The following is a 25,274-nucleotide window of genomic DNA, read 5'->3' on the forward strand; positions in this document are numbered from 1 at the left end:
TACAGGTTTTGTGTTCTGTTGAGTGTAATACTGCTAAGTTTTAATGCTTCGGCGCAAGACAAAGCAATACATAAAGCGCCATCGCCATTATTTCGCGACCCGATTTATGATGGCGCTGCCGACCCGATTGTGGTGTATAACCGCGGTGAAAAAGAGTGGACAATGATGTACACTCAACGCAGGGCCAACCTGCCTTTACCCGATGTAGCTTTTTGTTATGGTACAGGCATCGGCATTGCCACCTCAAAAGATCACGGGCAAACATGGGCATACCGTGGCACATTAAACCTGGAATTTGAACACGGTACCAATACCTTTTGGGCACCGGAAGTAATTTACGATAATGGCACTTACCACATGTTTGTTACCTACATTCAAGGTGTGTACAGCCATTGGGGAGGCAATGCCCGTTTGGTGCATTATACCAGCAAAAACCTGTGGGACTGGAGGTTTTTGGGCGATTTAAAACTCACCCAAAACATCATCGACCCAACCCTGATGAAGCTGCCCGATGGTAAATGGCATATATGGTACAAAAACGCCAACAGCAATACGCAAACGGCAGAAAGCAGTGATCTGGAAAACTGGAAGCTTGACCCCAAGGTAGCCATCGGTGGCCAGCCACATGAAGGGCCAAAGATATTCAGGTTTAAAAATTATTACTGGATGATCACCGATGAATGGGTAGGGCAGCGCGTTTACCGCTCAACAGATGCTAAAACCTGGGAAAAACAAGGGATGGTGTTGGATAAACCCGGTCACCGGCCGGAAGATACGCCAACAGGTGCGCATGCTGATGTTGTAGTGACCGACAATCATGCCTATATCGTTTATTTTACACATCCGGGGCGTAAAACCCATCAAGATGATGGCGGGCATGATAAAGATGGCGGCTTTACTTACTCAACCAAGCGCACCTCTATACATGCTGCCGAATTAGAATTTGAGAACGGCACCTTAGTATGCGACAGGGATAAGCCATTTGATTTTTGGTTGCCCTGATTATATTGCCCTAAAAACAATAGTATATCCGGAACGTCTGTAATGTATTTACAGGCGTTTCCTTTTTTAAAGGGCATGTAAGATAAAATGATTTTCTTTGCACTTGAATCAAATAACAAGGGGTAAACATTGTATTCAAAAGACGAAGCATCGCAACTAAAACAAGCTTTCTGGACAACCTTTGGCCAGTACATAGCGCCGCAGCCTTCTGCCGATGGTTTGCGTATTAACTGGGTGAATTATAAAACGAGGATAAAGAACCTGTTTTTCAGGATGCAGGCCGATAACAAAACGGCTATGATCGCTATAGAAATAAAACATCCCGATTTAGATATACAGGAGTTGTTTTTGGAACAGTTTAAAACGCTAAAGCTGGTTTTGGAGGATACCCTTAATGAGGAATGGGATTGGGAACTGCACGTGCCTGATGAAAATTATAAAACCATCAGCCGCATCAGTACCCAAATTAACGGGGTAAGCGTATTCAAAAAAGAAGACTGGCCGCAACTGATATCGTTTTTCAAGCCCCGTATTATAGCGCTCGATGAGTTTTGGAGCACCGCGCAATACAGTTTCGAAATGTTCAAATAACAGAAACAGCCAGTCTCTTTATATTATAATTCTATAGTTTCGTTTATCTGCGGCAATAACAACGTTTTGCCAGATGCTGTAAATTGCTCAACGGCTTTATCGGTATCAATAGTAACTGCCGGGAAGGTATTATAGTGGATACCAACTATCTTATTACATTCCACAAAATCAGCGGCATAGATAGCATCGGTTACATCCATTGTATAGTTACCGCCTATAGGCAATACGGCAAAATCAAGCTTGGCCCATAACGGGATCAGTTTCATATCCATGGTTAAAGCGGTATCACCGGCATAGTAAAAGCTTCCAGACGGAGTAACGAATACAAAGCCAAGCGGGTTACCGGCATACGAACCATCAGGGAACGATGATGAGTGAATAGCATTTACGCCTTTGACTTTACCAAAGGGAAATTCAATAAAACCACCGTGGTTCATGCCATGTACCGATTCAACACCATTGCTTTGCAACCAGCCCGCTATTTCGGCAGAGGCTACACATTTGGCGCCTGTTTTTTTAGCGATGTCTATCAGGTCGCCTACGTGGTCGCCGTGCCCGTGAGAGATGAATATATAATCGGCCTCAATTTTGGCAATCTCAACGTCTTTAGCTAAAGCGTTACCGCTGATGAATGGGTCGAACAGTATTTTTGTTCCTTCTATTTCTATAAGCACGGATGCGTGCCCGTAAAAAGTTAGTTTCATACTATTATAATATGGGTTTGTTGTTCAAACATACATATTGCGTATAGGTTTTAAATGATAAATATTTTTGTTGCTATATACTTTACTGTCGATTGACAATAAAATATACTTTTGTACCTACATCAACGCAATAATGAAATACACCCCGCCCGAATTAAGAACGGTTAACGTGATACGCTATGTAACGCCCTTGCGCGAAGGTGGCTCCATGCCTGCCATAGCCGAGGCCGATGATGAGTTTTTATACGTGCTTAAATTTAGAGGTGCCGGGCAGGGGGTAAGGGCGCTTATTGCCGAGCTGATAGGTGGCGAAATAGCCCGGCTGCTTGGCCTGCGTGTGCCTGAACTGGTATTTGCTAACCTTGACGAAGCCTTTGGCCGCACCGAAGCCGACGAAGAAATACAGGATCTATTAAAATTTAGTGTAGGGCTTAATCTTGCGCTCCATTACCTGTCGGGCTCTATCACATTCGACCCTACGGTAACCACCGTTGAGCCCAAATTGGCGTCGCAAATTGTATGGCTGGATTGCCTGCTGACTAATATGGACCGTACCTGCCGCAATACCAATATGCTGATATGGCATAAAGAACTATGGCTGATAGATCATGGCGCATCGTTATATTTCCATCACTCATGGCAAAACTGGCGCGAGCAGGCGGTGAGGCCTTTCGTGTTGGTTAAAGATCATGTTCTGCTGCCGCAGGCCTCTTTATTGGAAGAAATGGATGCCGAATTCAGGGCGATACTGACACCTGAACGGGTAGAAAATATCATTAATTTAATACCTGATGATTGGCTGGCTACAGATGTATTTGACAGTATTGCAGAACACCGCGCTGCTTACTTAGAGTTTTTGTTGACAAGGATTGCACATTCTGAAATATTTGTAAAGGAAGCACAAAATGCAAGATAGATACCTGTTTGAATACGCCGTTATCCGCATTGTGCCGCAGGTAGAAAGGGAAGAGTTTCTGAATGCCGGTGTAATTATGTATTGCGCTAAACTGAAGTTTTTGCAGGCAAAGTTTAACCTTGATGATGCCCGGCTGCAAATATTCGCCCCCAAAACTGATCTTGATGAAGTAAGGCAAAACCTTTGCGCTATCGAAAAAATATGTATAGGCGGTGCAGATGGCGGGCCGATAGCGAAGTTAGATTTGCCGTCGCGCTTTCGCTGGCTTACCGCAACACGCAGTACGGTGGTACAGCCATCAAAAGTTCATCCCGGCTTTTGTGTTGACGCCGCCGAAACCCTCGAAAGGCTTTACAACCAATTGGTTCTGTAATTAATAAGCACTCTCTTACAGTTATTTGCATATTGCTTCTTTAAGAATATGAAACAATATATGCGCAATGCTTATTTAGCCATATTAATAATATTTGCCGGTAGTAAATGTTAATTACTACATATAAAATGTATGTATTGTCAAAATGATGCACTATTAGCGTTTATTATTTAAATACACGATATTTATATTGATTTTAATACCCGAAAAACAGCCATAAAATGAATTATAAAGAGTTGCTTGATGAAATAAGAGCGTATGTGATCTCATTTTTTTCGAAGCATAATAACCCTAAATTGGTATACCATAATCTCGATCATACAAAGAGTGTGGTGGCCAATACTATACAAATAGCCAATCATTACCAACTAAGCGATGAGGACTTTTTCATCGTGGTAGCGGCAGCCTGGTTTCACGATATAGGTTATCTGGTAGATTGCCATAAACACGAGCAAAGCAGCGCCCAAACAGCTACTGATTTCCTGAAACATAAAGGAGTTGATCCGGCTGTGATAGAAAAGGTAGCGCAAACCATATTGGCAACCCAAATGCCGCAAAAACCGGTTAACTTGTTAGATGAAATACTTTGCGATGCCGATCTGTTCCATTTAGGGAACGATAATTATCGCAAAAAAAGCAAGCAGTTACGCGAGGAATTTTCTTTGCTGCTTGATAAAAAACTGGATAAGGACGAATGGCGCCAAAAATCTATCGACCTGATGCAGGGCCATCGTTATTTTACCGATTACGCGCGTTTATTGCTCGACGATCAGAAAGCGAAAAACTTGCAGGAGTTAAAGAAAAAGCAGGAAGAAGCAGTGGCCGAGCAGCCTGCAACCGAAGCGCCAATTGTACAGGCCGGCACTGTATTGATAGAGCCGCATGAAGATCACGAAAAAAAGAAGAAAGGTGACAGGCCCGAACGTGGTATCGAAACCATGTTCAGGATCAGCTCAACCAATCATCAGCGCCTGAGCGATATGGCCGATAACAAGGCGCATATCATGATCACCGTTAACTCCATTATATTATCTGCTATCATCAGTTTGGTGTTGCGCAAGCTCGATCAGTCGAGCTTTTTGGTGATACCAACCTTTTTGTTGCTGGCAGTTAGCTTGTTAACTATTACTTTCTCTATTTTAGCTACACGGCCGTCTATCCCTTACGGAGAGTTTACTCTGGACGATCTGAAAAAGAGAAATGTGAACTTGCTGTTCTTCGGTAATTTCTACCGCATGTCGTTGGATGATTACAGCAATGGTATGTTCCAGATGATGGAGGATAAAGAGTTTTTGTATGGCACGCTCATTCGCGATAATTACTCGCAGGGCGTGGTTCTTGGCAAAAAATACCGCTTGCTAAGGGTTTCGTACAATATATTTATGTTCGGGTTAATATTATCGGTGATCGCATTCCTCATTGCTTTTATACTAAATGGTCAAGCCTAACAATATATTTAACGATCGCGATCTAAGCTGGCTATCGTTTAACGACCGTGTATTAGCCGAGGCCGAACGTGATACCGTGCCATTGCTGGAGCGTATCAAATTCCTCTCGATATTCTCATCCAATCTCGATGAGTTTTACCGGGTACGTATGCCGGTGCTTAGTGCGTTGCAAAAGATAAAAAGCGATGAATACGGTAATGCCGACAACCTGCAAAAAGCAAGGCAGTTTATAAAACAACAGCAGGAGCGGTTCGGCAAGGTGTTTACAAGCACCATAATTCCGCAGTTGAAGGCAAACGGTATAAAAGTTTTTTACAATGCCAAAATCCCCGAAGGGCTTAAACAAACCATCACCAATTACTTTTATAGCGATGTGCTGGCGTTTTTGCAGCCTGTTTTTTTTAAGGACGATTCAACAGGTTTCTTCCCCGAAAATAATAAGCTGTATTTTTTGGTGACATTGAACAACGCTGACAGTGAAAATCAACAGGCCATAGTAAACATTCCATCGGATAAGCTGCCAAGGTTTTTCTCTACCGAATTTGAGGGCGAAAAGGCTGTTTTGTTTTTAGATGATATCATCAAGGATAACTTAAATATATTATTTCCAAAATATACGTTAACAGGCTGTTATAGCTTTAAAATAACCCGCGACGCGGAGCTTGATCTGAAAGACGAATACCCCGGCGATGTTGCCGAAGAGGTAGAAAAGCAGCTTAATAAACGCGACCAAGGTTTAGCTACGCGCTTTTTGTATCAGCCTGATATTCCTTTGAAGGACCTGCATTTACTGATCAGTCAGTTAGGGCTTATGGATGCAGTTACGGTTGAAGGCGGCAGGTATCATAACCTGAAAGACCTAATCGATTTTCCGGCTAAAATTCCGGCTTTGAGTTACCAGTCGTGGCCGGCCATATTATGGCCATCGGTTCCGCAGCAATCATTGCTTGAGTACCTGGACGATCATGACGTATTACTGAACGTTCCATATCAATCATACCACAATATCCTCCGGTTTTTCAGCGAAGCGGCCAATAATCCGGATGTAGAGGAGATTTATATCACACTGTATCGCGTAGCTAAAGAATCGAAAATTGTGAACGCCCTCATCAGCGCGGCTAAAAACGGTAAAAAGGTTACCGTGATGATTGAGCTGAAAGCTCGTTTTGATGAAGCCAACAATATCAAATGGGCCCGCAAAATGAAGGATGCCGGCGTGAAGATCATCTACAGTATTACTGCTTTAAAGGTGCATGCCAAGGTGGCTTTAGTGAAAAGACGCAGCGAGGACAGGATAAAATATACCGGCCTGCTGGCTACGGGTAATTTTAACGAAAGTACAGCATCGTTCTATACCGATCATATTTTGATGACATCGAACCCCGAGCTTACACGCGAAATGGAGTTGCTGCTCATCTTTCTTACCAAACGCACCAAACCGTCATCGGCAGATCAGATCGTTTTCAAGAACCTGCTGGTATCGCAGTTTAACCTGCAATGGCGCTTTTTAGAGTTGATAGACCGCGAGATCAATAATGCCCGCAATGGCAAACCCGCTTCTATCATTATTAAAATGAATAACCTTGAGGAGCAGGTGCTGATATCAAAACTTTACGAGGCATCGCAAGCGGGGGTTAAAATATCGTTGATTGTGCGCGGTATATGCTGTTTAGTACCGGGCGTGGAGGGAATGAGTGAACACATTACACTTCGCCGCATTGTTGACCGCTACCTGGAGCATGGCCGAGTATTCATATTTAACAACGATGGTCAAACGGATGTTTACCTTGGTTCGGCAGACTGGATGAACCGTAACATTTATCGCCGTATTGAGGTGTGTTTCCCGGTATACGACGCGGGCATTCGCCAGGAGATAACAGAACTGATAGACCTGCAATTACAGGATAATGTGCAGGCCGTTATGCTCGATCAGCATTTGAATAACAATCCCGTACCACAAGCAGAACCTGCCATACAATCGCAGTATGCTATTTACGGGAAACTAAAAAATAAGAACGCATGATGTATCCACATAAAACATTGATCAATAAACTCATCAGGCCTGCTATATCAACCGGTGTATTGGCATTGGTGTTCATGGGTTTTTCTTGCATGCAACAAACTAAACCTGCTAAAAGCCCCGATGGTTATAACCTGGCGACTCCGGCAAAATACGCGCTGCCTGTAAGTTTAACAGAAATATCCGGACTGGCTTTTTACAAAGGCGACCCTAAAGTTATTTACGCCCACGAAGATGAAACCGGTAAGTTGTTCTATTTTGGCTGGGGCGATAAGGAAGTTAAGCATGTGAAATTTGGCAACCATGGCGATTATGAAGACATAGCCATTTGCAAAGAGCAGGTTATTATTTTGCGAAGTGATGGTGTGCTATTCATTTTTCCGTTTAGCGAAGCCCGTGCCGGTAATATTACTCATATAAGCACCCAGGCAGATATTTTGCCTAAAGGTGAATACGAAAGCCTATACGCCGACGAGAAAACAGGCTTAGTTTACATACTGACTAAAAATTCAAAGACCGATAAGAAGCAAAAGCAGACAAACGGTTTTATTTTTAGTCTTTCGGCCAAGGGCACGGTAACTAAAACAGGCGAGTTTAGTATCCCAGTAGATGATATCGCAAATTTAACTGATGATAAAAAAAGGATAAAGTTCGCGCCATCGGCATTAGCCAAAAATACGCGAACCAATGAGTGGTACATCGTATCATCGGTAAATAAACTATTGGTGGTAACTGATGCTAACTGGAAGGTAAAACAAACCTATCCCTTAGCGCCGTCATTGTTTCCGCAACCCGAAGGGATAGCGTTTGATAAGCAGAATAACCTGTATATCTCAAACGAAGGTGGTTTAGGCAGCGGCACAATTTTAAAATTTGTATACAAAAAATAATATTCTATTATGCGGGTACTGATAAAATGGAGGTTGGCTTTTATATTGATCACTGCATCTTGCTTTGGCTACAAACAAACAGGTGCACAGGGACTTGACTTGCGGATACTTAAAGCGATCAACCCGAGCGAACCTACATCGCAGTATTGGATACAAACCAGTAATTCCATTTACTGGGCAGGTGCGGCTATACCCGTAGCCGATTTGGTATACGGTTTTGCAAAAGACAACGAGGATATTAAGCATGATGCTTATGAAATGTTGATCAGCGTGGCTACAAACATTATTGTAACCGACCTGATAAAGCGTGGTATTGACCGCGACAGACCCGGCGATAAACACCCGGATGTAATATTTCCTAATTCGATAACACATGGCAAATCATTCCCTTCGGGGCATACCAGCCTGGCATTTGCCGAGGCTACCACATTTGCCTTTCAGTATAAAAGATGGTGGGTTACCATACCGGCTTATGCCTGGGCAACATCGGTAGCCTACTCGCGCATGTATCTTGGTAAGCATTACCCTTCGGATGTACTTGGCGGAGCAGCGGTTGGAATAGGGAGTGCATTGGCAAGCAGATGGCTTAACCGGCAACTATTTAAACCCTACTACAAAAAGAAACCTACCTATGATCAATAAATTTACTCTATTAGCTACTTTATTATTGGGCAGTTTCTATGCCTCCGCGCAAGATTCGGTTAAATATCGTGTGATATTAATTGGCGATGCCGGTGAAATGGATAAGCAGCAGGGCGAAGTGATGAAACACGCCAGCGCTAAGGTGATCACCAATAAAACCACGGTAATGTACCTGGGCGATAATATTTATCCGCGTGGCATGGGTTTGCCGGGCAGTCCCGAAGAAAAGGAAACCGAAGAGATCTTGCGGTCGCAATACCAGCCATTTCGCGCGGTAGGCGCGCCTGTATACTTTGTTCCCGGCAACCACGATTGGGACAGGATGGGGCCACTTGGTTTGGCCAAAATAAAACGCCAATGGGCTTTTTTAGAAGAACAGAAAGACCCGCAATTAAAAATGGTTCCGCGTGATGGATGCCCTGACCCGGTTGAGATTAACGTAAGTGACAACCTCACTATCATCGCTTTTGATAGCGAGTGGTGGGTATATACTTATAAAAAGGATAACCCTGATGCCGAATGCGATTGTAACACTAAAGACGCGGTAATTGATAAGCTGGAAGAGCTGTTTCAAAAGAACCGTGGTAAAGTGATCTTGCTGGCATCGCACCATCCGTTTCAAACTTATGGTACGCATGGTGGCTATTATTCTTTTAAGGATCATCTGTTTCCGTTAACGGCAGCTAACAAGAACCTGTACATTCCGTTGCCGGTTATAGGTTCACTGTACCCTTTACTGCGTACACTTTTCACCAACCCTGAGGATACCGGGCATCCGCTGTATAAAAGCATGATAGCCCGTATTGATAATGTATTCAAAGGCTATCCAAACCTGGTGCACGTAGCGGGGCACGAGCATGGCTTACAGTTTATCAAAAACAAACAGAAAGTACAGGTGGTAAGCGGTGCGGGCGCTAAAAATACTTATGCCAAAAAAGGTAAGCACTCCTTATTTGCCGATGCTACTCAAGGCTATGTAACCGCCGATATATTGCTGGATAACAGCATGGTATTTACTTATTACATTGTAACCGACGAAGGTGTAAAACAAGCTTTTACCTACAAGCAGCCTTACACCCCTATAAAAGATAAAGAAGTAGCCAAGGTTAAACCAATAGCGGGCGACAGTACCGTTGTGAAAATAAGACCGGAATATAATAATGTAAGCGGCTTTCATAAATCCCTGTTCGGTAAAAACTACCGTGAGGAATGGGCAGCTGCTACAAAATTGCCGGTTATAAGAATATCGCAAATTGCGGGCGGATTAAAACCTACCCAATTAGGTGGTGGCTATCAATCAAAATCGTTAAGGTTGGTTGATAAAAGCGGCAAGGAATGGGTATTGCGTAGTGTAGAAAAAAGTCCGGAAAAGGTATTGCCGCCTGAATTGCAGGAAACCTTTGCCAAAGATTGGGTGAACGATGCCATGAGCGCGCAGCACCCGTATTCGGCATTGATAGTACCGCCGTTGGCCGAGGCAGCAGGTGTGCCGCATGCTAACCCGATAATAGGGATAGTATCTGCCGATGATAACCTGGGTAAGTATGCCGATACCTTTACCAATATGATATGCTTATTGGAGGAACGTGAGCCTGCCGGCGATTCAAAGAATACCATTAAGATGATCAAAGACCTGAATAAGGACAATGATAATACTTACGATAGCCGTGAGTTTTTACGTGCCCGCATGCTCGATCTTCTGATTGGCGATTGGGACAGGCACGAAGATCAATGGCGCTGGATACACAAAGAAAAAGACGGCAAAACAACCTACACCGCCGTTCCGCGCGACCGCGACCAGGTGCTTTATACAAACGAAGGGCTGTTGCCAAGCATTGCCTCTTTACCGTTTGTGGTGCCTACGTTGCAAGGCTTTGATAGCGATATCCCAAGTGTAAAATGGTCAATATTTAAAACGCGCTTTTTGAATATGTACCCCGCCACGCACTTTAGCTTAAAAGAGTGGATGCAGATGGCCAATGAGTTTGTAGCAGCCGAAACTGACGCGGTGCTGGAAGCGGGCTTACGCAGGTTGCCGGAGTCAGCTTATAAATTGCGCCATGATGAATTACTGAAAACGCTGAAAGAGCGCCGCGCGCATATCCCGGAAGCTATGGCCGATTACTATCGTTTTATGAATAAGATAGTGGATATACGCACCACCGATAAAAACGAACTGGTAGAAATAAAAGACGATACCGCTAAATCAGTAAACATCGTTATTCGCAAAATAAATAAGGATGGTATAGTTAAAGACACGCTGTTAAATAACACCTTTGCCGCGGGCATTACCAAAGAGATCAGGCTGTATGTAGAGGATGGGGATGATCATGTGGTCATCAATAAAAAGGAATCGCCCATAAACATCAGGCTTATCGGTAAAAAAGGCGATAAGGTATACGATGTTGTAAACTCTAACAAAAGCATCAAGCTTTACAACAAAACCAATAAGATAACTTTCAAGGGTGATTCGGGCGTATTTAATAAACATATTTCTGCCGATAGCGCCAACACTGCTTTTGAGCCTGTAAACTTGTATAATACCTTTATACCTATGGCAACCGCCGGTTTAAATGCCGATGATGGTTTTTCTTTAGGCTTGGGTTTCAGGTATATACACCAGCAAGGCTTTCATAAACAGCCATATAACTACTCACATCAGTTAATGGTGAGTCATTCATTTGCAACAAAAGCTTTCGCGGTTAAATATAATGCCGAATGGATACGGGCAATTGGAAAAGCCGACTTAACTTTGCAGGTGTTAGCAAAGGCTCCGGATAATGCGGCAAACTTCTTCGGGCGTGGTAACGAATCTGTTTTTGATAGAACGGGTAATTTTAAAAGATATTATCGCACCAGGTATAATACTTTTCAATTCGACCCGGCCTTAAGATGGCACACGTCATCGGGTAGTACATTAAGTATAGGTCCGTCTGTACAATTCTACCACCTTGATGCTGCCGAAAACTTAGGCAGGTTTATCAATAACACTTCGTTAATAGGCTCGTATGATAGCGCTACCGTTGCTAAAGATAAAGCACATGCCGGTGTAATTATAAATTACATCAGCGATACAAGGAACAATGCCATATTGCCAACATGGGGCAATGTGGTGAATATCAAAATACAGGGATATGCAGGGTTAAACAGCTACTCAAAATCATTTATTCAGATACTGCCCGAAGTAGCATTCTATAAAAGCTTAAACTCAACCTCAACTATTGTACTGGCCGATAGGTTAGGCGGTGGGGTTACCATAGGTAAAACAGCTTTTTATCAGTCGTTATTTTTGGGAGGACAACAAAATTTACTGGGTTTCAGAAACTTCCGCTTTGCCGGTCAGCACAGTGTATATAACAATTTAGAGCTCAGAATAAAGATAGGTGATTTTGCAAGTTATGTTTTACCCGGCCAATTTGGCATAACGGGTTTCTTTGATACCGGTAGGGTATGGGAAAAAGGCGAAAATTCTGATAAATGGCACATAGGTAACGGTGGTGGCATTTATTTTGCACCCGCTCGTATGGCAGTTGTACAATTGCTTGCGGGCCACTCTGACGAAGGCTGGTATCCGTATTTGCTCCTGCGTTTCAGATATTAATAATATTTAAGAAAATGCACACCGAGATACTCGAAATAAATGAAAATGTATGCGTTACCTGCCAGGTTGATACCCGGCTGTCGTTTAACGCGCTCATTAATCATCTGGAAGACAGGGTTAAAACAGAGCACCCTATAAAAGCTCAGTTCTACAAGTTTCTGTTAGATAAACTGAACCAGTTAAGCACCAGTGATATCGACATCACTATTGCCAACGTGGAAAAATACCAGGAAGTACTGGTACTCATATACACTATTTTAACACCGTTGGTAGCCAGCGAAAAGGACTTTTTCTGGGCTATGAGCACACCTGTGCCCGATAAGATCTTCTTTAGTACCGACGCCTTCTATAACTTCTATACCGATCATAAGCTACATCAGCGTGATGAGAACGAATCAACTGCCGATACGATAGAAAAGAAACAGATCCAGTTTATATATCAGCTGATACTTAAAAAGTTCTACAACTTTACATCGGCATTTAAAAACGAGAAGCTGTACACATATACCGATCCTGAAACCGGCTTGAACCGTTATTACAGCATACAGGCCGATACACAGTTTATTGATGTAAAAGTGAACGGCGAATTGCCCGAACTTGATTTTGAAGAGATTGCTACCGTAATGCAGGCCGGTAAAGAGATTGAAGTGTTAGCCCAGTTATTGCCGCTTAATAAATTCAAGCTCGAAGGTTTTACCATCATTACGATGGAGGACATTACACAAAACCACGCTATTCATAAAATAAGATCGGCACTGGTTAACCACACTTACGAGCGTGAGGCTTATACGCCAATTATCGAATCGTTACGTACACTGGCTGGTAACAGCAAGGTGCATTTCGGGTTGATGCCTTTTCTTACGGTGAATGATAAGCTGGTGGTTGATTCTAATGCCTGCGATGATAGTATACTGGTGATCGCGTCACGCAAAGCAGGTATCGACGATCAGGTGTTTTACGATCTGGTTGAGGAATACCGTAAAGATCCGAAACCGATATTCTACAACAAGATTACCGAAGAGCGTACGCACGACAGTCAGTTTCTTAAAATTATCAGCGCTGCGGGTATCTACTCATATACGCTTATCCCCATCTTTCATAATAACAAGCTGGCGGGTGTAATGGAACTCTATTCGGACCATGAACTGGTGATTGACGAAGTTTTGCTTTCAAAACTAAAAACTGCTATTCCATTGCTCGCGCAGTTGTTTAAGTATAGCATTGATGCCTTTAACGCGCAGATCGACGCGGTTTTGAAGGACAAGTTTACTTCATTACAGCCATCGGTACAGTGGAAATTTAACGAGGTAGCACTAAACTACATCCGTGAGCTGAACGATACGCAACAAATACCGGAAATTGAAACGGTGATGTTTGAAAATACCTACCCGCTTTTTGGCGCGGTAGATATCCGTAATTCAACAATTGAGCGCAACATAGCCTTGCAGCAGGATCTTAAAGCGTTATTGCTGGTATTGATAGAAACCCTTAAATCAATTAAGGAGCATGTAGTGCTCAGTTTGATAGATAAGCTGATCTACAATACCGAAGAATGGCTCATCAGGATTGGTGATTATACCAGTACTAATGATGAGATAATGCTTAGTGGCTTCTTACAAGGCGAAGTAGAGCCATTTTTAAAACACGTAAAAGAAAGCAAATCAGTAGCCACACCGGCGGTCGACGCTTATTTTGACGCGGTGAAGGAAGAAAGCGGTATAGGTTTTCAAAAAAGGAGAGAGCTGGAGGCCTCGATGCAGCTCATCAATACCTCTGTCAGTCATTATTTGGATACGGCACAGTCAACTTTGCAGGAATCGTATCCATGCTATTTCAGTAAGTTCCGTACCGATGGGGTGGAGTATGATATATACATCGGCCAGTCCATAGCGCCAGAACGCCGTTTCAGCAATATGTACCTGAAGAATTTGCGCTTGTGGCAAATACGTTCAATGGCAGATATTGCCCGTATTACGGAGGGTTTATCGCATAAAATGGAAAAGCCGTTGTATACTACGCAACTGATCTTCATTCATTCAAACCCGATAAATATCAGTTTTAGGAATGATGAACGCCGTTTTGATGTGGAGGGTGCATATAACATCCGCTACGAGATAGTGAAGAAACGGATAGACAAGGTTTTGATAAAGGGAACAACTGAACGCTTGACCCAACCTGATAAAATCGCGCTGGTTTATTTTCATCAGCAGGAAGAATTTGAATACCTCGAATACATTCAATATCTGCAAGAGCAGGGCAGCTTAACCTCCGAAGTTGAAAAACTCGATCTGGAAGAATTGCAGGGCGTATCGGGATTAAAAGCTTTAAGGGTAGGGGTTAACTATAAAAAATAGATAGATTAGGGATCAATTTTTACATTCATAAATAATGCCTGTACAATTACGTTTAAAGTTTGCAAAGCTTATCTTATTGGCAGGCATTTTTTTATTGTCGCTCCATAGCATTACTTATGCGCAGCAAAACGCGGCAGGCGATAGTATCACCATTGCTATAGCTCCCGAATACAATAAGGTAAGCAATACTCACCGTTTCTTTTTGGGCGATAACCACCGCAGGTTATGGGCTACGCCTGTAAAGATCAAGATTTTTCATATCGCTAAAGAAAAAGGCGGACTGAAGATATTACAGCTGGGCGGCGGCAAGCAAACCAAATCATTACGCCTGGCCGACCCCACCGGGCAGGAATGGGTGTTGCGTACCATCCAAAAATTCCCGGAAAATGGTTTACCAGCCAACTTGCGTAAAACGGTAACCAAAGATATTTTGCAGGATCAGGTATCGGCAGCGCATCCGTTTTCGGCCTTAACGGTACCACCGTTGGCGCAGGCTTTGGATATTCCGCATTCAAATCCGCAGATAGTTTACGTGCCCGATGATGCCGCTTTAGGCGAATACCGGGAAAAATTTGCTAATCAGGTATTTCTGTTTGAAGAACGCGAGCCGATAGACGCGGAGAAAACATACAATACGGTAAAAGCACAGGAGAAACTAAAGGAAGATAACGACAACCATGTTGATCAGAAACTGGTTTTGCGCGCCCGTTTACTGGATATGCTATTGGGCGACTGGGACCGCCACGAAGACCAATGGCGCTGGGAAAAGATAGATGAAAAGAAAGGTGCGAATCTTTATAAACCCGTTCCGCGCGACCGTGACCAAGTTTATTATAAAACTTCGGGGCTTTTCCCGTGGATAGTATCGCACCAGTGGTTAAACTCTAAATTTCAGGGTTACGATTATGAAATAAGGGATGTAAAAGGCTGGAATGTACAGGCCCGTTATTTTGATCGTTACTTTTTAAATAGTTTAAGTGAAGATAACTGGAAAAAGGAGATAGGCTACGTTCAAAATACCCTTACCGACGAACTCATCACCACAGCGGTAAAGCGGATGCCGGATAGCATTTATGCGATATCAGGGAAAGAGATAGTTGCCAAAATGATCTCGCGCCGTAATTTGTTGATGAAACAAGCTATGGAGTATTATCGTTTCATAGCCATTTATGTAGATGTACCCGCTACCGACAAGCGCGATAATTTTGCCATAGTTAACAAAGATGACGGCACTTTAGAGGTTAGTACAAACAAAATAAAAAAAGACGGTACCTTGGATCAGGTGACCTATCACCGTGTTTTTGATCCGGCTGTTACTAAGGAGGTAAGGCTTTATGGTTTTGCCGGTAAGGATGATTTTAATGTAAGCGGTACTAAATCATCGCCCGTAAAAGTGCGTATTATAGGTGGCGACGATGAGGATAGCATAACGGTAAATAAAGAACTGCACAACAAAGGCAATATTTATGTGTACGACAGATCGGATCAGCCAAATGTTGTACCCGCGTCATCGCAAGCTAAACTGCGTTTATCAAAAGATACTACGGTAAATAGTTACGATAAGCAAAGCTTTAAGTACGACAGGTTTATGCCTATTACGCTGGCTAATTACAGTATTGATAACGGCATTTTGCTGATAGGTGGTTTTTCGTACGAAAAACATGGTTTCCGTAAAGAGCCTTATGCTTTTAAACACGAGTTGTTGGCCAATTATTCCATCGGTCGTAAATCTTTCATATTTACTTACACGGCCGATTATAAGGGGATCTTCGGTAAAAACAATCTATTGGTCAGCCTGAGATCGCTTGGCCCTAATAACCTGAGCAACTTTTTTGGTATAGGTAACGAGAGTGTTTTTGTGAACGAGGGCGATAAAGAGATAAGCTACTACCGCAACCGTTACGATCTGATAACCGGCAATGTTTCCATCTACCGCGATTACAATAACTGGCGGTTTAGCGCGGGTGCTGCGGGGCAGTTTTATACCAGTGAAGAAGCCGATAACCCGAAACGTTTTCTGCTTGATTATAATCAGCTGCATCCCGATGAAAAGGTATTCGATGATAAATTATATGCCGGTTTTGTAACCAGCGCCTTGTATGATAGTCGCAATAAACCGTTGATGGCTACGCAAGGTATTTACTGGTCTACCACTATATCAGGGTACAAGGGCGTTAAGCATGCCGATAATAAATACATGCGCATCGCATCCGAATTTGGCGTTGCTTATAATCCTGATAAAGATTCAATACTGATCATTAGCAACCGTACCGGAGCGGCGACCACCATAGGCCATGCCGAATTTTTTCAGAAGGTAAAATTAGGCGGTGTGCAAAATCTGCGCGGCTTCCATACGGGCCGTTTTACAGGTGAAACCATGGCCTATAATGACCTGGAAATGCGCGTAAAGGTGCTTGATTTTAACTCATACCTGCTGCCCGGCTCCATCGGCCTTATCGGCTTTAACGATATTGGCCGTGTATGGACACCCGGCGAAAGCTCGAACGCTATACACGTAGGCTACGGCGGCGGTTTGTACGTTATCCCCGCTAAACTGGTACTGATTGAGGCGGTGTTTGGCTTTTCAAAAGAAGGTTCATTGCCTTACATCTCATTCGGGGTTAACTTTTAAGGCATTGCTTGTTTAGCACGTACTATTTCAATTTATTGTAAAAGCAAAAAGAAAAGATAGGAGTGGGCTGTCTTTATTTAATAAGAATAGCCTTTATATTATATGTTTGCTGACCTCTTTCAGAAAGTGTGATCACTCCGGAATTCGTTAAGAACTGTCTCAAAAACTCCCAACTGCTTGCGTTTACACTACCGTTACCATGCATTTCAAGGTTACAAACTATATCTATGTTACCTACTAATTCAAGATTGTTTTTAAACTCTCTTAAATTTTTCTTCATAATGAGAAACCCATAAGAACCAAGAAAGTAAGGCTTGATTTCCGGATGGGCAATCCACATGTTTTCTAATTCTGACTCGGTATAGGCAAAATGTGTATTCTTTGTATTGCCTGTTCCATAAAATTTGCTGTGAAGGATGTCATTCATGGAAGGCTTATCGCTACTACTATAAGTAGTTGCTGCAAATATGCAATACTGCGGACTGCGATCATTATGAACACTGGTGCATAGTATCGCTTTGTATTTGTTATCAGCAGCTAAAAAGCTTATTACACTTCCCCGCGATAAGGATTGAACTTTAATCATTGAATGAAACACCGGAATATTGTAGTGTAAATATGCTTAATATTTATAGTTTTCACTGCAAAATATGATCTTACTAATCCAGCAATAAAAAGCGGAATGTCTTTTTATCCACTATCATTTTAGCGGGCTTATCATTAGTGAACTTTGCCTTAATGATAGCCGTTTTACGCTTGCCTGTTTTTGAATTAGTTTCGTGCGTGTGCATTACATAATTTAAATTACCGGCTTTGTCAACAAAAAAGTCGCCATGCCCGGTACCGTTTCGCCCGGTTACTTTACGGCTTAGTATTGGGCTGTCCTTTTGTTTTGTCCATGGCCCCATAGGGCTTTTTGAGGTGGCGTAACCCACGGCATAATCAATATTACGGTAATCATTTGCCGAATAGAAAAGATAATACAGTCCGTTATGTTTCAATACAGTAGGGCCTTCGGCGATAGTCCAAGGCGTAGCAGCCGTATTTTCCCATCCAGTTTCGGAGTGTATACATTCTTTGGTAGTACTGCTGTCAATGTCTGACAGGTCTGCCTTCATCCTCGATACATAAATGCGGTTCCCATTTTTTAAACGCACATGATACAGGTATAGCTTACCATCAGTATCCTTGAAAATATAAGGGTCTATCTGTTTATCAGCCTCGGTTATACTGCCAAACTTTTTCTGTGTAAATGGCCCCAGCGGACTATCACCTTCTGCAATGGCAATGTGCTCGTTAGCGGTATAAGCCATGTAATATTTGCTTTTATGCTTAAATAATTGCGGCGCCCAAAAGCCTTCGGTACCATAACTTTCGCCTTTAATTAGTGCATGACCGTCGCGTTTACCAACAGGGCCTTTCCAGGTTTTCAAATCAGTTGAACTATATACCAGGAAACCCTTATTACTGCCGGTACCATATAAATAGTAAACGCCTTTATCTAAAAAGATGGTAGGGTCGGCCATTTGCAAAGTATCAGGAGCAGATTGTGCTTTGGCATCGATAGAAACGCATAGCAACGCGATGATGGCGAGGCAATAATTGAATGCTTTATTCATAGTGCAGTAGTCGGTGGTTTATAATTTATATTAACAATTTACCCGGTAAATTATCAATAATCAAATATGGGTTATAAGGCTTAATCATTCATCTTATTTCGTTTCAATATTTCATCAATTCGTCTCAAACAAATTAAATAACGCCCGTTAGTTTACATCAATGAGCTTTAGTGCCGCATTTCAATTATATTTGAATTACCTAAAATTCAAATAAACGTTGAGGTACAAATTATTGCTGGTGTGTTTGCTGTGCTTTTTACAAAGCAGGCTAAACGCGCAATCTTACTATTTTAGCCATTACCAGGTAGAGAACGGCCTGTCTAACAACGCGGTGATATGCGTGTTGCAGGATAGGATGGGCTTTATGTGGTTTGGTACTAAAGATGGCCTCAACCGTTTTGATGGTTACACCTACAAAGTTTTCCGTAACGATCCGGCTAATAAGCGTAGCCTGGGCAGCAACTTTATTTTTTCGGTTTTTGAAGATCATTATGGCGTAATATGGGTGGGTACCGAAAGGGGCCTGTATTATTATAACCGCGAAACAGAAGACTTTACTTTTTTGAACAACAGCCTGATTAAACCAACCCGCAGCATTATGATGGATAACGGGCATAATTTGTGGTTTGTATCCGGAGGTTTATTCAAATACACCCCTAAAACAAAGAAACTGGTATCATATACCAGTTTTTGGTCGACTTCGATTTGTACTTCGAGCGATGGCACTATTTGGGCCTCCACGCCCGATGGTATGCTGCAAAAGTATAATCCGCGGTCAAACAGCTTTTCGCCGTATTCGATGTTCAGTCACTCAAAACCTACCTCAAATAAGGCGATTGAGAAGATTTACGACGGCGGTAACGGGCACATACTGGTAGCTACATCAACACAAGGCGTTAAAGATTTTGATACCCATAGCAATACTTACACTGATATTCTCACGCAGGACGATGCCTTCGACGAGATCTACGCCCGCGATTTTGTATACCGCTCACCCAACGAACTTTGGATAGCGTCGGAATCGGGCATTTATATTTATGATAAAACTCAAAACAAAATAACCAATCTGCGCAAGCAATATAATGATCCTTATTCGCTGTCAGACAATGCGGTGTATTCCCTGTGTAAAGATAAAGAAGGCGGTATTTGGGCGGGTACATATTTCGGCGGAGCCAATTATTATCCAAAGCAGTATACCAATTTTGAAAAGTATTTTCCTAAAACCGGGCAAAACTCCTTAAGCGGCAACGCCGTACGCGAAATTTGTAAGGACAGTAATAATAACCTTTGGATAGGTACTGAAGATGCCGGGTTAAATAAGCTGAACCTTACAACAGGCAAGTTTTCGAGTTTTAAGCCTAATGGTACAAAAGCAGGCATCAGTACAACCAATATCCATGGTTTGCTTATTAATGGTGATCAATTGCTGATAGGTACTTTTGAGCACGGTTTGGATGTGATGGACCTGCGTACCGAAAAAGTAGTAAAGCATTTTAGCGCCGGGCCCGGTAAGAACGACCTGAAGAGCAACTTTATTTACACCATGCTCAAAACCCGTGAAGGCGATATTATCATTGGTACATCCTGGGGTTTATTCAGGTATAATGTAAGTGACAATAACTTTACCCATATTTCGGCCATGCCGCGAACTTCCTTCTATACCAGCATTATGGAGGATAGCAAGGGTAATATTTGGGTGGGCACATTCCGCGACGGCGTGCATTGTTTTAGCATTGAGGGGAAAGATAAGTTTGTAGTTAAAAAGCACGATTTTAAGATAGACCTTAGTGTAAGCCGTATTACAGGGCTAATAGAAGATTCGGAACAAAATATTTGGATCGGTACAGAGTCAGGCTTGTATAAATACACGCCATCAACAAAAAAAACGGTTGAATACTCTGTAAGAACAGGGTTGCCTAATGAGCTTATCTACAGCATGCTCGAAGACGCACAAAAGCGACTTTGGATAAGCAGCTCAAAAGGGTTGATGTGTATCGATATTAAAACTAACAAACTGATAAGATACACCCGCTCCAACGGTTTATTGAACGATCAGTTTAACTACAACTCTGCATTTGAGGATAGTAACGGTACCATGTATTTTGGCAGCGTAAAGGGGATGATCAGTTTTAACCCGGCAACCTTTAAGCCTGTTAGCTTTACACCGCCTATATATATTACCGGTTTCCAGGTGCATAACAAGGAGCTGGCGGTAAACCGTAACGGGTCGCCGCTTAAAAGGTCGGTATTATTGTCGCGGGAGATCACGCTTAACGATAACCAATCTTCGTTCAGTATTGATTTTTCCTCGCTTAGTTATACTTCGCCGGCCACTACCGAGTACAAGTATAAACTTGATGGCCTCGACCGTGACTGGACATTTATTAAAACTAACAGGCGTGCCTATTTTACCGAGCTTGCCCCCGGTAAATACCACTTTAAGGTAAGAGCCGCCAATAGCAATAATATTTGGCAGGATGCCGAGGCGCAGCTATACATTGAGGTATTACCTCCATTTTGGAAGAGTACGTGGGCTTACCTTACCTACAGCATCATTTTTTCGTTTAGCCTGTATTGGCTTATCACCATTTATCACGACAGGCTGGAGAACAAGAACCGTCGCAAAATGGAGGACTTTGAAAATAAAAAAGAGAAGGAAATATACCAGGCCAAAATTGAATTTTTCACCAATGTAGCGCACGAAATACGCACACCGCTAACCTTAATAAAGGGGCCAATGGAAAAGGTAATTAAACAAGCGGGAGAGATACCGGCTATTGAAAAGAACCTGCGTATAATGGATAAAAATACCGAGCGGTTACTGCACCTTACCAATCAACTGCTCGATTTCAGGAAGACGGAATCTAACGGTTTTTCGCTTAATTTTGTTAAGGTTAATATAGTTGAATTGCTTAAAGATCTCTGGAATAATTTTCAGGATTCGGCAGAGCAAAAGAATATAGATTACCAGATAATTTTGCCAAAACAACAACTGTTTGCTTACGTTGACCACGAAGCTTTCACCAAAATTATCAGTAACCTTTTGGATAACGCGCTTAAATATTGCAATTCAAAAGTTAAGCTGTCGTTACTGCCCGTTGCCGATAACGAAGACCTGTTTACCGTTAAGGTTTATAACGACGGAAAGCAGATACCGAACGAACTGCACGAGAAGATATTTGAGCCATTTTTCAGGATAAACGGACACGATAAAAAGACCGGAACCGGTATAGGACTTTCAATATCAAGGGCATTGGCCGAACTACATAAAGGAAAACTGGAAATGCAATATTCCGGAAATGAATTTAATATATTTGTACTCACACTGCCTGTACATCAATTAATTGAGTTTAACCTGAATAGCCGATGGAGAAAACATTAACTACACCTGTAAAATTTGCTGATACGGATGCTGATAAAGCTGTTATTTTATTGGTTGACGACAGTGACGAAATACTTGATTTTATATCAGATGATCTTAACGAAAAGTATAACGTTTTAACCGCGCTAAACGGGAAAGAGGCACTCGATATATTACACAGCAATATTGTACAACTGGTGATAAGCGATGTAATGATGCCAGAAATGGATGGCTTTGAACTGTGCGAAACCATTAAAAAAAGCTTTGAACTGTGCCATATTCCAGTTGTGCTGCTTACCGCCAAAACCTCGCTGCAATCAAAAATTGATGGCTTGGAGCTTGGGGCCGATGCTTATGTAGAAAAGCCGTTTTCGCTGGAGTATTTGCATGCGCAGGTAGGTAGCCTGCTACGCAACAGGAGCAAGATTAAAGAGTACTTTTCGAATTCGCCGCTGGTGCATATCAAAACCATTGCTTATTCAAAATCAGATGAGTTGTTTTTAGAGAAACTGAACGACGATATTTTCAGGAACATGAGTAATAAGGATTTGGATGTGGAACATTTGGCCGATATCATGAATATGAGCCGCCCAACGCTGTACCGCAAAATTAAGTCCATATCAAACCTTACCCCAAACGAATTGATCAATTTGGCAAGGCTGAAAAAGGCGGCCGAGTTGTTAAACGAGGGTAATTTGAAGATCTACGAAATATCTGATTTGGTGGGCTATAGCTCGCAAACACATTTCGGGCGTAATTTTTTAAAGCAGTTCGGTATGTCGCCGACGGATTATATTAACCGCCAAAACCCGGAGCAGGTTTAATATCATCAGCAATAATATTATAAAAATACGAAAGCCGGATGCTCAACACATCCGGCTTTATCATGTAATAATATAACGTTAAGGTTTAATTCGCCGCGTCAATTTGCAGTACTACGCTGGTGCGGCCCGAGTTTACGTCGGGATTGTAACCTACCGTCATCAGGAAATCGCCTGTGTAAGTTTTTGATTCGTCTAATGATGAACGGCTATCAGGATACAGGTTGATCTCTTTGATCTTGTATTTTTTGGCGGCATCCAGTCCTTTCAGGCGGATAGGCAATTTACTGCCTTCGCCATACCTGTTGTTTACCAGGTAATTGAACATCACCGCGCCCGATTTTGCTTCATTAACATACAACACCGATGCTACGCTGTTTTTACGCGGATCAGCCAAACGGTATTGATCGCCCTGCCATATAGTGGATTTTAGGGCATTGTAGTTTTTAATAGCATCCTGGCAATATTGAAGGTCTTTACCGCTTAAGTGGCTCACTACAATATCAAAACCCAGTTTACCCATCATCGCTACATCCGTACGGAACTTAATAGGTTGTTTGCCCCAATCGGTAACGTGGTTTGAGCTGCTAATGGCAGGGTAGAAGTATGAGTATTCCCACTGGATAAAGATCCGCTCCATCGGGTCGGTATTATCACTTGGCCAAAACTCGGTAAAATACTTAAGCGCGGCATAATCAACACGGCCACCACCGCCCGAGCACAACATCATAGGTACGGTAGGGTATTTGGCACGGATACGCTCAAGCACCTTATATAAGCCACGCATGTACTCAATATAAAAATGGTTTTGATTTTTTAAATGTGCCGAATAAGCATTGAACACCACAGCATTACAATCCCATTTTATGTAAGCCAGTTCAGGGTTCTTGGTAAACAGATCATCCACAATTTTAAATACAAAATCTTGCACAGCCGGGTTACTCAGGTCAAGCTCCAGTTGGTTACGTAAGTAATGCTCCTCGCGTTTAGGCTGCTTAACTACCCACTCCGGGTGTTTTTCGTATAGTTCACTCTTCGGGTTCACCATTTCCGGCTCAATCCATATACCAAATTTTACGCCGTTGGCAGTAGCTTCTTTTACTAAAGACGATACACCGTTGGGCAATTTCTTTTTGTTTTCCTGCCAGTCGCCTAAGCCTGCAACATCACCATTGCGCGGGTATTTGTTGGCAAACCATCCATCATCAAGCAAAAACATATCTACACCTAATTTTTTGGTGTCTTTTAATAGTTCGGCAAGTTTAGCTTCATCAAAATCAAAGTAGGTAGCTTCCCAGTTATTTAATAGGGTAAGGCGGTTGCCTTTGCCATCTAAAATACGATAGTTACGTGCCCAGCGTTGCAGTTTACGGCTGGCATCACCCTTACCTTTATCAGATAGGGTGTATAGGAACGCCGGGGTAGTAAATTCTTCGTTAGGTTTTAAAGTATATGCCGACGCGTAGTTGTTGATACCAGCAATGATCCGCAAATTATCAAGGTTATCCAGTTCAAGATCCACACGGAAATTGCTGCTCCATTCTACCGAGCCGTATAATACAGTGCCTTCATCTTCGGTAGCCGGTTTATCTAACGATACCATAAATACCGATGGCGCAAATAAATTGGCACGGGTACCCAATTTGGTATCAAGTGTTTTTATACCGTGGGTAAGCCTGGTTTCTTCGGGCTGCATTTCTTTGGCCCAGTCGCCGTGATATTGGGTAAGGTAATAGCTGTCGCTTTTAAGGTACAGGTTAGCCGACGCGAATTTTTGCAGCGTAACGTTACCTTTTTCCTTATGTTTAATTACGCTCCATTGCTCTACCACATCTTCTTTATAATATGATTTGTAGTATAGCGTAACCTCAAAATCATAAACAGGATCTTTCAATACGATGCTTAGCAATGATACATCGGCATCAATCTTGGTAACTTTATGGCTTACGTAACGTAAATCCAACGAGTTATTGCCATCGGCATGGGTTACAGATATGGCCGGTTCAAACAGGTTGCGTGAACCCGATGGCGTGTAGGCCGAATTGATTAAGCCCCCGGTGTAATCTGATGCCTGCCTGTAAACAGCAGGGATTTGCTCATACTCAGCCGCGGCTGATAGCTTTTTGCCAAGGTAAATAGTACCCAGATCTTTGTTTTTACTTACCTGTAAAACCAGGGCATTATTGCTTGTTTCAACCGGGATGGTAATGTTTTGAGCAACAGCGCTGTAGGTGCAGGCAGCTAAAGATAATACGCAAAAAGAAATACGATAAATAATTGGTAATTTAGATTTCATTCGA

At 42.5% G+C, this 25,274-nt stretch carries 17 protein-coding genes; 13 read left to right on the forward strand and 4 right to left on the reverse strand.

From position 1 onward, the window contains the following. Window positions 1-18: 18 nt before the first annotated feature. Both AC07NA_RS00980 and AC07NA_RS00985 read left to right on the forward strand, forming a co-directional pair. Entirely contained in the window at window positions 19-1,002 is a 984-nt protein-coding gene (locus tag AC07NA_RS00980) for a glycosyl hydrolase (protein WP_494894886.1), read from the forward strand. 129 nt (window positions 1,003-1,131) lie between these two features. Then, the gene (locus tag AC07NA_RS00985) at window positions 1,132-1,593 is read left to right on the forward strand and encodes a DUF4268 domain-containing protein (RefSeq protein WP_494894888.1); all 462 of its coding nucleotides are present in this window, start codon (window positions 1,132-1,134) and stop codon (window positions 1,591-1,593) included. 23 nt (window positions 1,594-1,616) lie between these two features. On the opposite strand, the gene AC07NA_RS00990 is transcribed toward AC07NA_RS00985, so the two are convergent. Continuing rightward, window positions 1,617-2,297, reverse strand: coding sequence for a metal-dependent hydrolase (locus AC07NA_RS00990; RefSeq protein ID WP_494894890.1), 681 nt, complete (start codon window positions 2,295-2,297; stop codon window positions 1,617-1,619). Window positions 2,298-2,430: 133 nt separating this feature from the next. Here AC07NA_RS00990 and AC07NA_RS00995 point away from each other — a divergent pair, with 133 nt between their 5' ends. From AC07NA_RS00995 to AC07NA_RS01035, 9 genes are all read left to right on the forward strand, one after another. Then, window positions 2,431-3,213, forward strand: a complete 783-nt coding sequence (locus AC07NA_RS00995; protein WP_494894891.1) for a HipA family kinase — start codon at window positions 2,431-2,433, stop codon at window positions 3,211-3,213. Continuing rightward, complete coding sequence (locus AC07NA_RS01000; RefSeq protein WP_345208943.1) at window positions 3,203-3,586, forward strand: DUF3037 domain-containing protein; 384 nt, start codon at window positions 3,203-3,205, stop codon at window positions 3,584-3,586. Before AC07NA_RS00995 ends, AC07NA_RS01000 begins: the two co-directional genes overlap by 11 nt. 221 nt (window positions 3,587-3,807) lie before the next feature. Then, window positions 3,808-5,034, forward strand: a complete 1,227-nt coding sequence (locus AC07NA_RS01005; RefSeq protein ID WP_494894893.1) for a Pycsar system effector family protein — start codon at window positions 3,808-3,810, stop codon at window positions 5,032-5,034. Next, window positions 5,021-7,057 (forward strand): polyphosphate kinase 1, encoded by a 2,037-nt coding sequence (gene ppk1, locus AC07NA_RS01010; protein ID WP_494894895.1) that lies wholly within the window; start codon window positions 5,021-5,023, stop codon window positions 7,055-7,057. Before AC07NA_RS01005 ends, ppk1 begins: the two co-directional genes overlap by 14 nt. Then, window positions 7,054-7,944 carry an SdiA-regulated domain-containing protein gene (locus tag AC07NA_RS01015; RefSeq protein ID WP_494894897.1) on the forward strand — a complete coding sequence of 297 codons (891 nt, stop codon included), beginning with the start codon at window positions 7,054-7,056 and terminating at the stop codon, window positions 7,942-7,944. The genes ppk1 and AC07NA_RS01015 overlap by 4 nt, the downstream gene beginning before the upstream one ends. 9 nt (window positions 7,945-7,953) lie before the next feature. Further along, complete coding sequence (locus AC07NA_RS01020) at window positions 7,954-8,586, forward strand: phosphatase PAP2 family protein (protein ID WP_345208947.1); 633 nt, start codon at window positions 7,954-7,956, stop codon at window positions 8,584-8,586. Beyond that, a complete protein-coding gene (locus AC07NA_RS01025) occupies window positions 8,576-12,187 on the forward strand; it encodes a BamA/TamA family outer membrane protein (protein ID WP_494894899.1) in 3,612 nt (1,203 codons plus the stop codon). The genes AC07NA_RS01020 and AC07NA_RS01025 overlap by 11 nt, the downstream gene beginning before the upstream one ends. 14 nt (window positions 12,188-12,201) lie before the next feature. Then, complete coding sequence (locus AC07NA_RS01030) at window positions 12,202-14,541, forward strand: hypothetical protein (RefSeq protein WP_494894901.1); 2,340 nt, start codon at window positions 12,202-12,204, stop codon at window positions 14,539-14,541. Window positions 14,542-14,575: 34 nt separating this feature from the next. Further along, window positions 14,576-17,173 (forward strand): BamA/TamA family outer membrane protein, encoded by a 2,598-nt coding sequence (locus AC07NA_RS01035; protein ID WP_494894903.1) that lies wholly within the window; start codon window positions 14,576-14,578, stop codon window positions 17,171-17,173. Window positions 17,174-17,246: 73 nt separating this feature from the next. On the opposite strand, the gene AC07NA_RS01040 is transcribed toward AC07NA_RS01035, so the two are convergent. Together AC07NA_RS01040 and AC07NA_RS01045 are read right to left on the reverse strand one after the other, a co-directional pair. Continuing rightward, on the reverse strand, window positions 17,247-17,759 hold the full coding sequence (locus AC07NA_RS01040) for a hypothetical protein (protein ID WP_494894905.1): 513 nt from the start codon (window positions 17,757-17,759) through the stop codon (window positions 17,247-17,249). Between the two features lie 73 nt (window positions 17,760-17,832). Further along, entirely contained in the window at window positions 17,833-18,792 is a 960-nt protein-coding gene (locus AC07NA_RS01045; RefSeq protein ID WP_494894907.1) for a glycoside hydrolase family 43 protein, read from the reverse strand. A 217-nt stretch (window positions 18,793-19,009) separates the two neighbouring features. On the opposite strand from AC07NA_RS01045, the gene AC07NA_RS01050 reads away from it, so the two are divergent. Then, on the forward strand, window positions 19,010-22,174 hold the full coding sequence (locus AC07NA_RS01050; protein WP_494894909.1) for a ligand-binding sensor domain-containing protein: 3,165 nt from the start codon (window positions 19,010-19,012) through the stop codon (window positions 22,172-22,174). Further along, the gene (locus AC07NA_RS01055) at window positions 22,159-22,977 is read left to right on the forward strand and encodes a response regulator transcription factor (RefSeq protein WP_345208953.1); all 819 of its coding nucleotides are present in this window, start codon (window positions 22,159-22,161) and stop codon (window positions 22,975-22,977) included. The genes AC07NA_RS01050 and AC07NA_RS01055 overlap by 16 nt, the downstream gene beginning before the upstream one ends. An 85-nt stretch (window positions 22,978-23,062) precedes the next feature. On the opposite strand, the gene AC07NA_RS01060 is transcribed toward AC07NA_RS01055, so the two are convergent. Next, entirely contained in the window at window positions 23,063-25,270 is a 2,208-nt protein-coding gene (locus tag AC07NA_RS01060; RefSeq protein WP_494894912.1) for an alpha-galactosidase, read from the reverse strand. Window positions 25,271-25,274 lie beyond the last annotated feature (4 nt).

The sequence above is a fragment of the Mucilaginibacter sp. GW821-FHT07G05 genome (genome assembly GCF_059418565.1).

Excerpts from the sequence above, each read along its gene's own strand:
- AC07NA_RS01055 (WP_345208953.1), top strand. The coding sequence starts at position 22,159 with ATGGAGAAAACATTAACTACACCTGTAAAATTTGCTGATACGGATGCT.
- AC07NA_RS01040 (WP_494894905.1), bottom strand. The coding sequence starts at position 17,759 with ATGATTAAAGTTCAATCCTTATCGCGGGGAAGTGTAATAAGCTTTTTA.
- AC07NA_RS01020 (WP_345208947.1), top strand. The coding sequence starts at position 7,954 with ATGCGGGTACTGATAAAATGGAGGTTGGCTTTTATATTGATCACTGCA.
- AC07NA_RS01000 (WP_345208943.1), top strand. The coding sequence starts at position 3,203 with ATGCAAGATAGATACCTGTTTGAATACGCCGTTATCCGCATTGTGCCG.
- AC07NA_RS01060 (WP_494894912.1), bottom strand. The coding sequence starts at position 25,270 with ATGAAATCTAAATTACCAATTATTTATCGTATTTCTTTTTGCGTATTA.
- ppk1 (WP_494894895.1), top strand. The coding sequence starts at position 5,021 with ATGGTCAAGCCTAACAATATATTTAACGATCGCGATCTAAGCTGGCTA.
- AC07NA_RS00995 (WP_494894891.1), top strand. The coding sequence starts at position 2,431 with ATGAAATACACCCCGCCCGAATTAAGAACGGTTAACGTGATACGCTAT.
- AC07NA_RS01015 (WP_494894897.1), top strand. The coding sequence starts at position 7,054 with ATGATGTATCCACATAAAACATTGATCAATAAACTCATCAGGCCTGCT.
- AC07NA_RS01045 (WP_494894907.1), bottom strand. The coding sequence starts at position 18,792 with ATGAATAAAGCATTCAATTATTGCCTCGCCATCATCGCGTTGCTATGC.
- AC07NA_RS01035 (WP_494894903.1), top strand. The coding sequence starts at position 14,576 with ATGCCTGTACAATTACGTTTAAAGTTTGCAAAGCTTATCTTATTGGCA.
- AC07NA_RS01025 (WP_494894899.1), top strand. The coding sequence starts at position 8,576 with ATGATCAATAAATTTACTCTATTAGCTACTTTATTATTGGGCAGTTTC.
- AC07NA_RS01030 (WP_494894901.1), top strand. The coding sequence starts at position 12,202 with ATGCACACCGAGATACTCGAAATAAATGAAAATGTATGCGTTACCTGC.
- AC07NA_RS01005 (WP_494894893.1), top strand. The coding sequence starts at position 3,808 with ATGAATTATAAAGAGTTGCTTGATGAAATAAGAGCGTATGTGATCTCA.
- AC07NA_RS00990 (WP_494894890.1), bottom strand. The coding sequence starts at position 2,297 with ATGAAACTAACTTTTTACGGGCACGCATCCGTGCTTATAGAAATAGAA.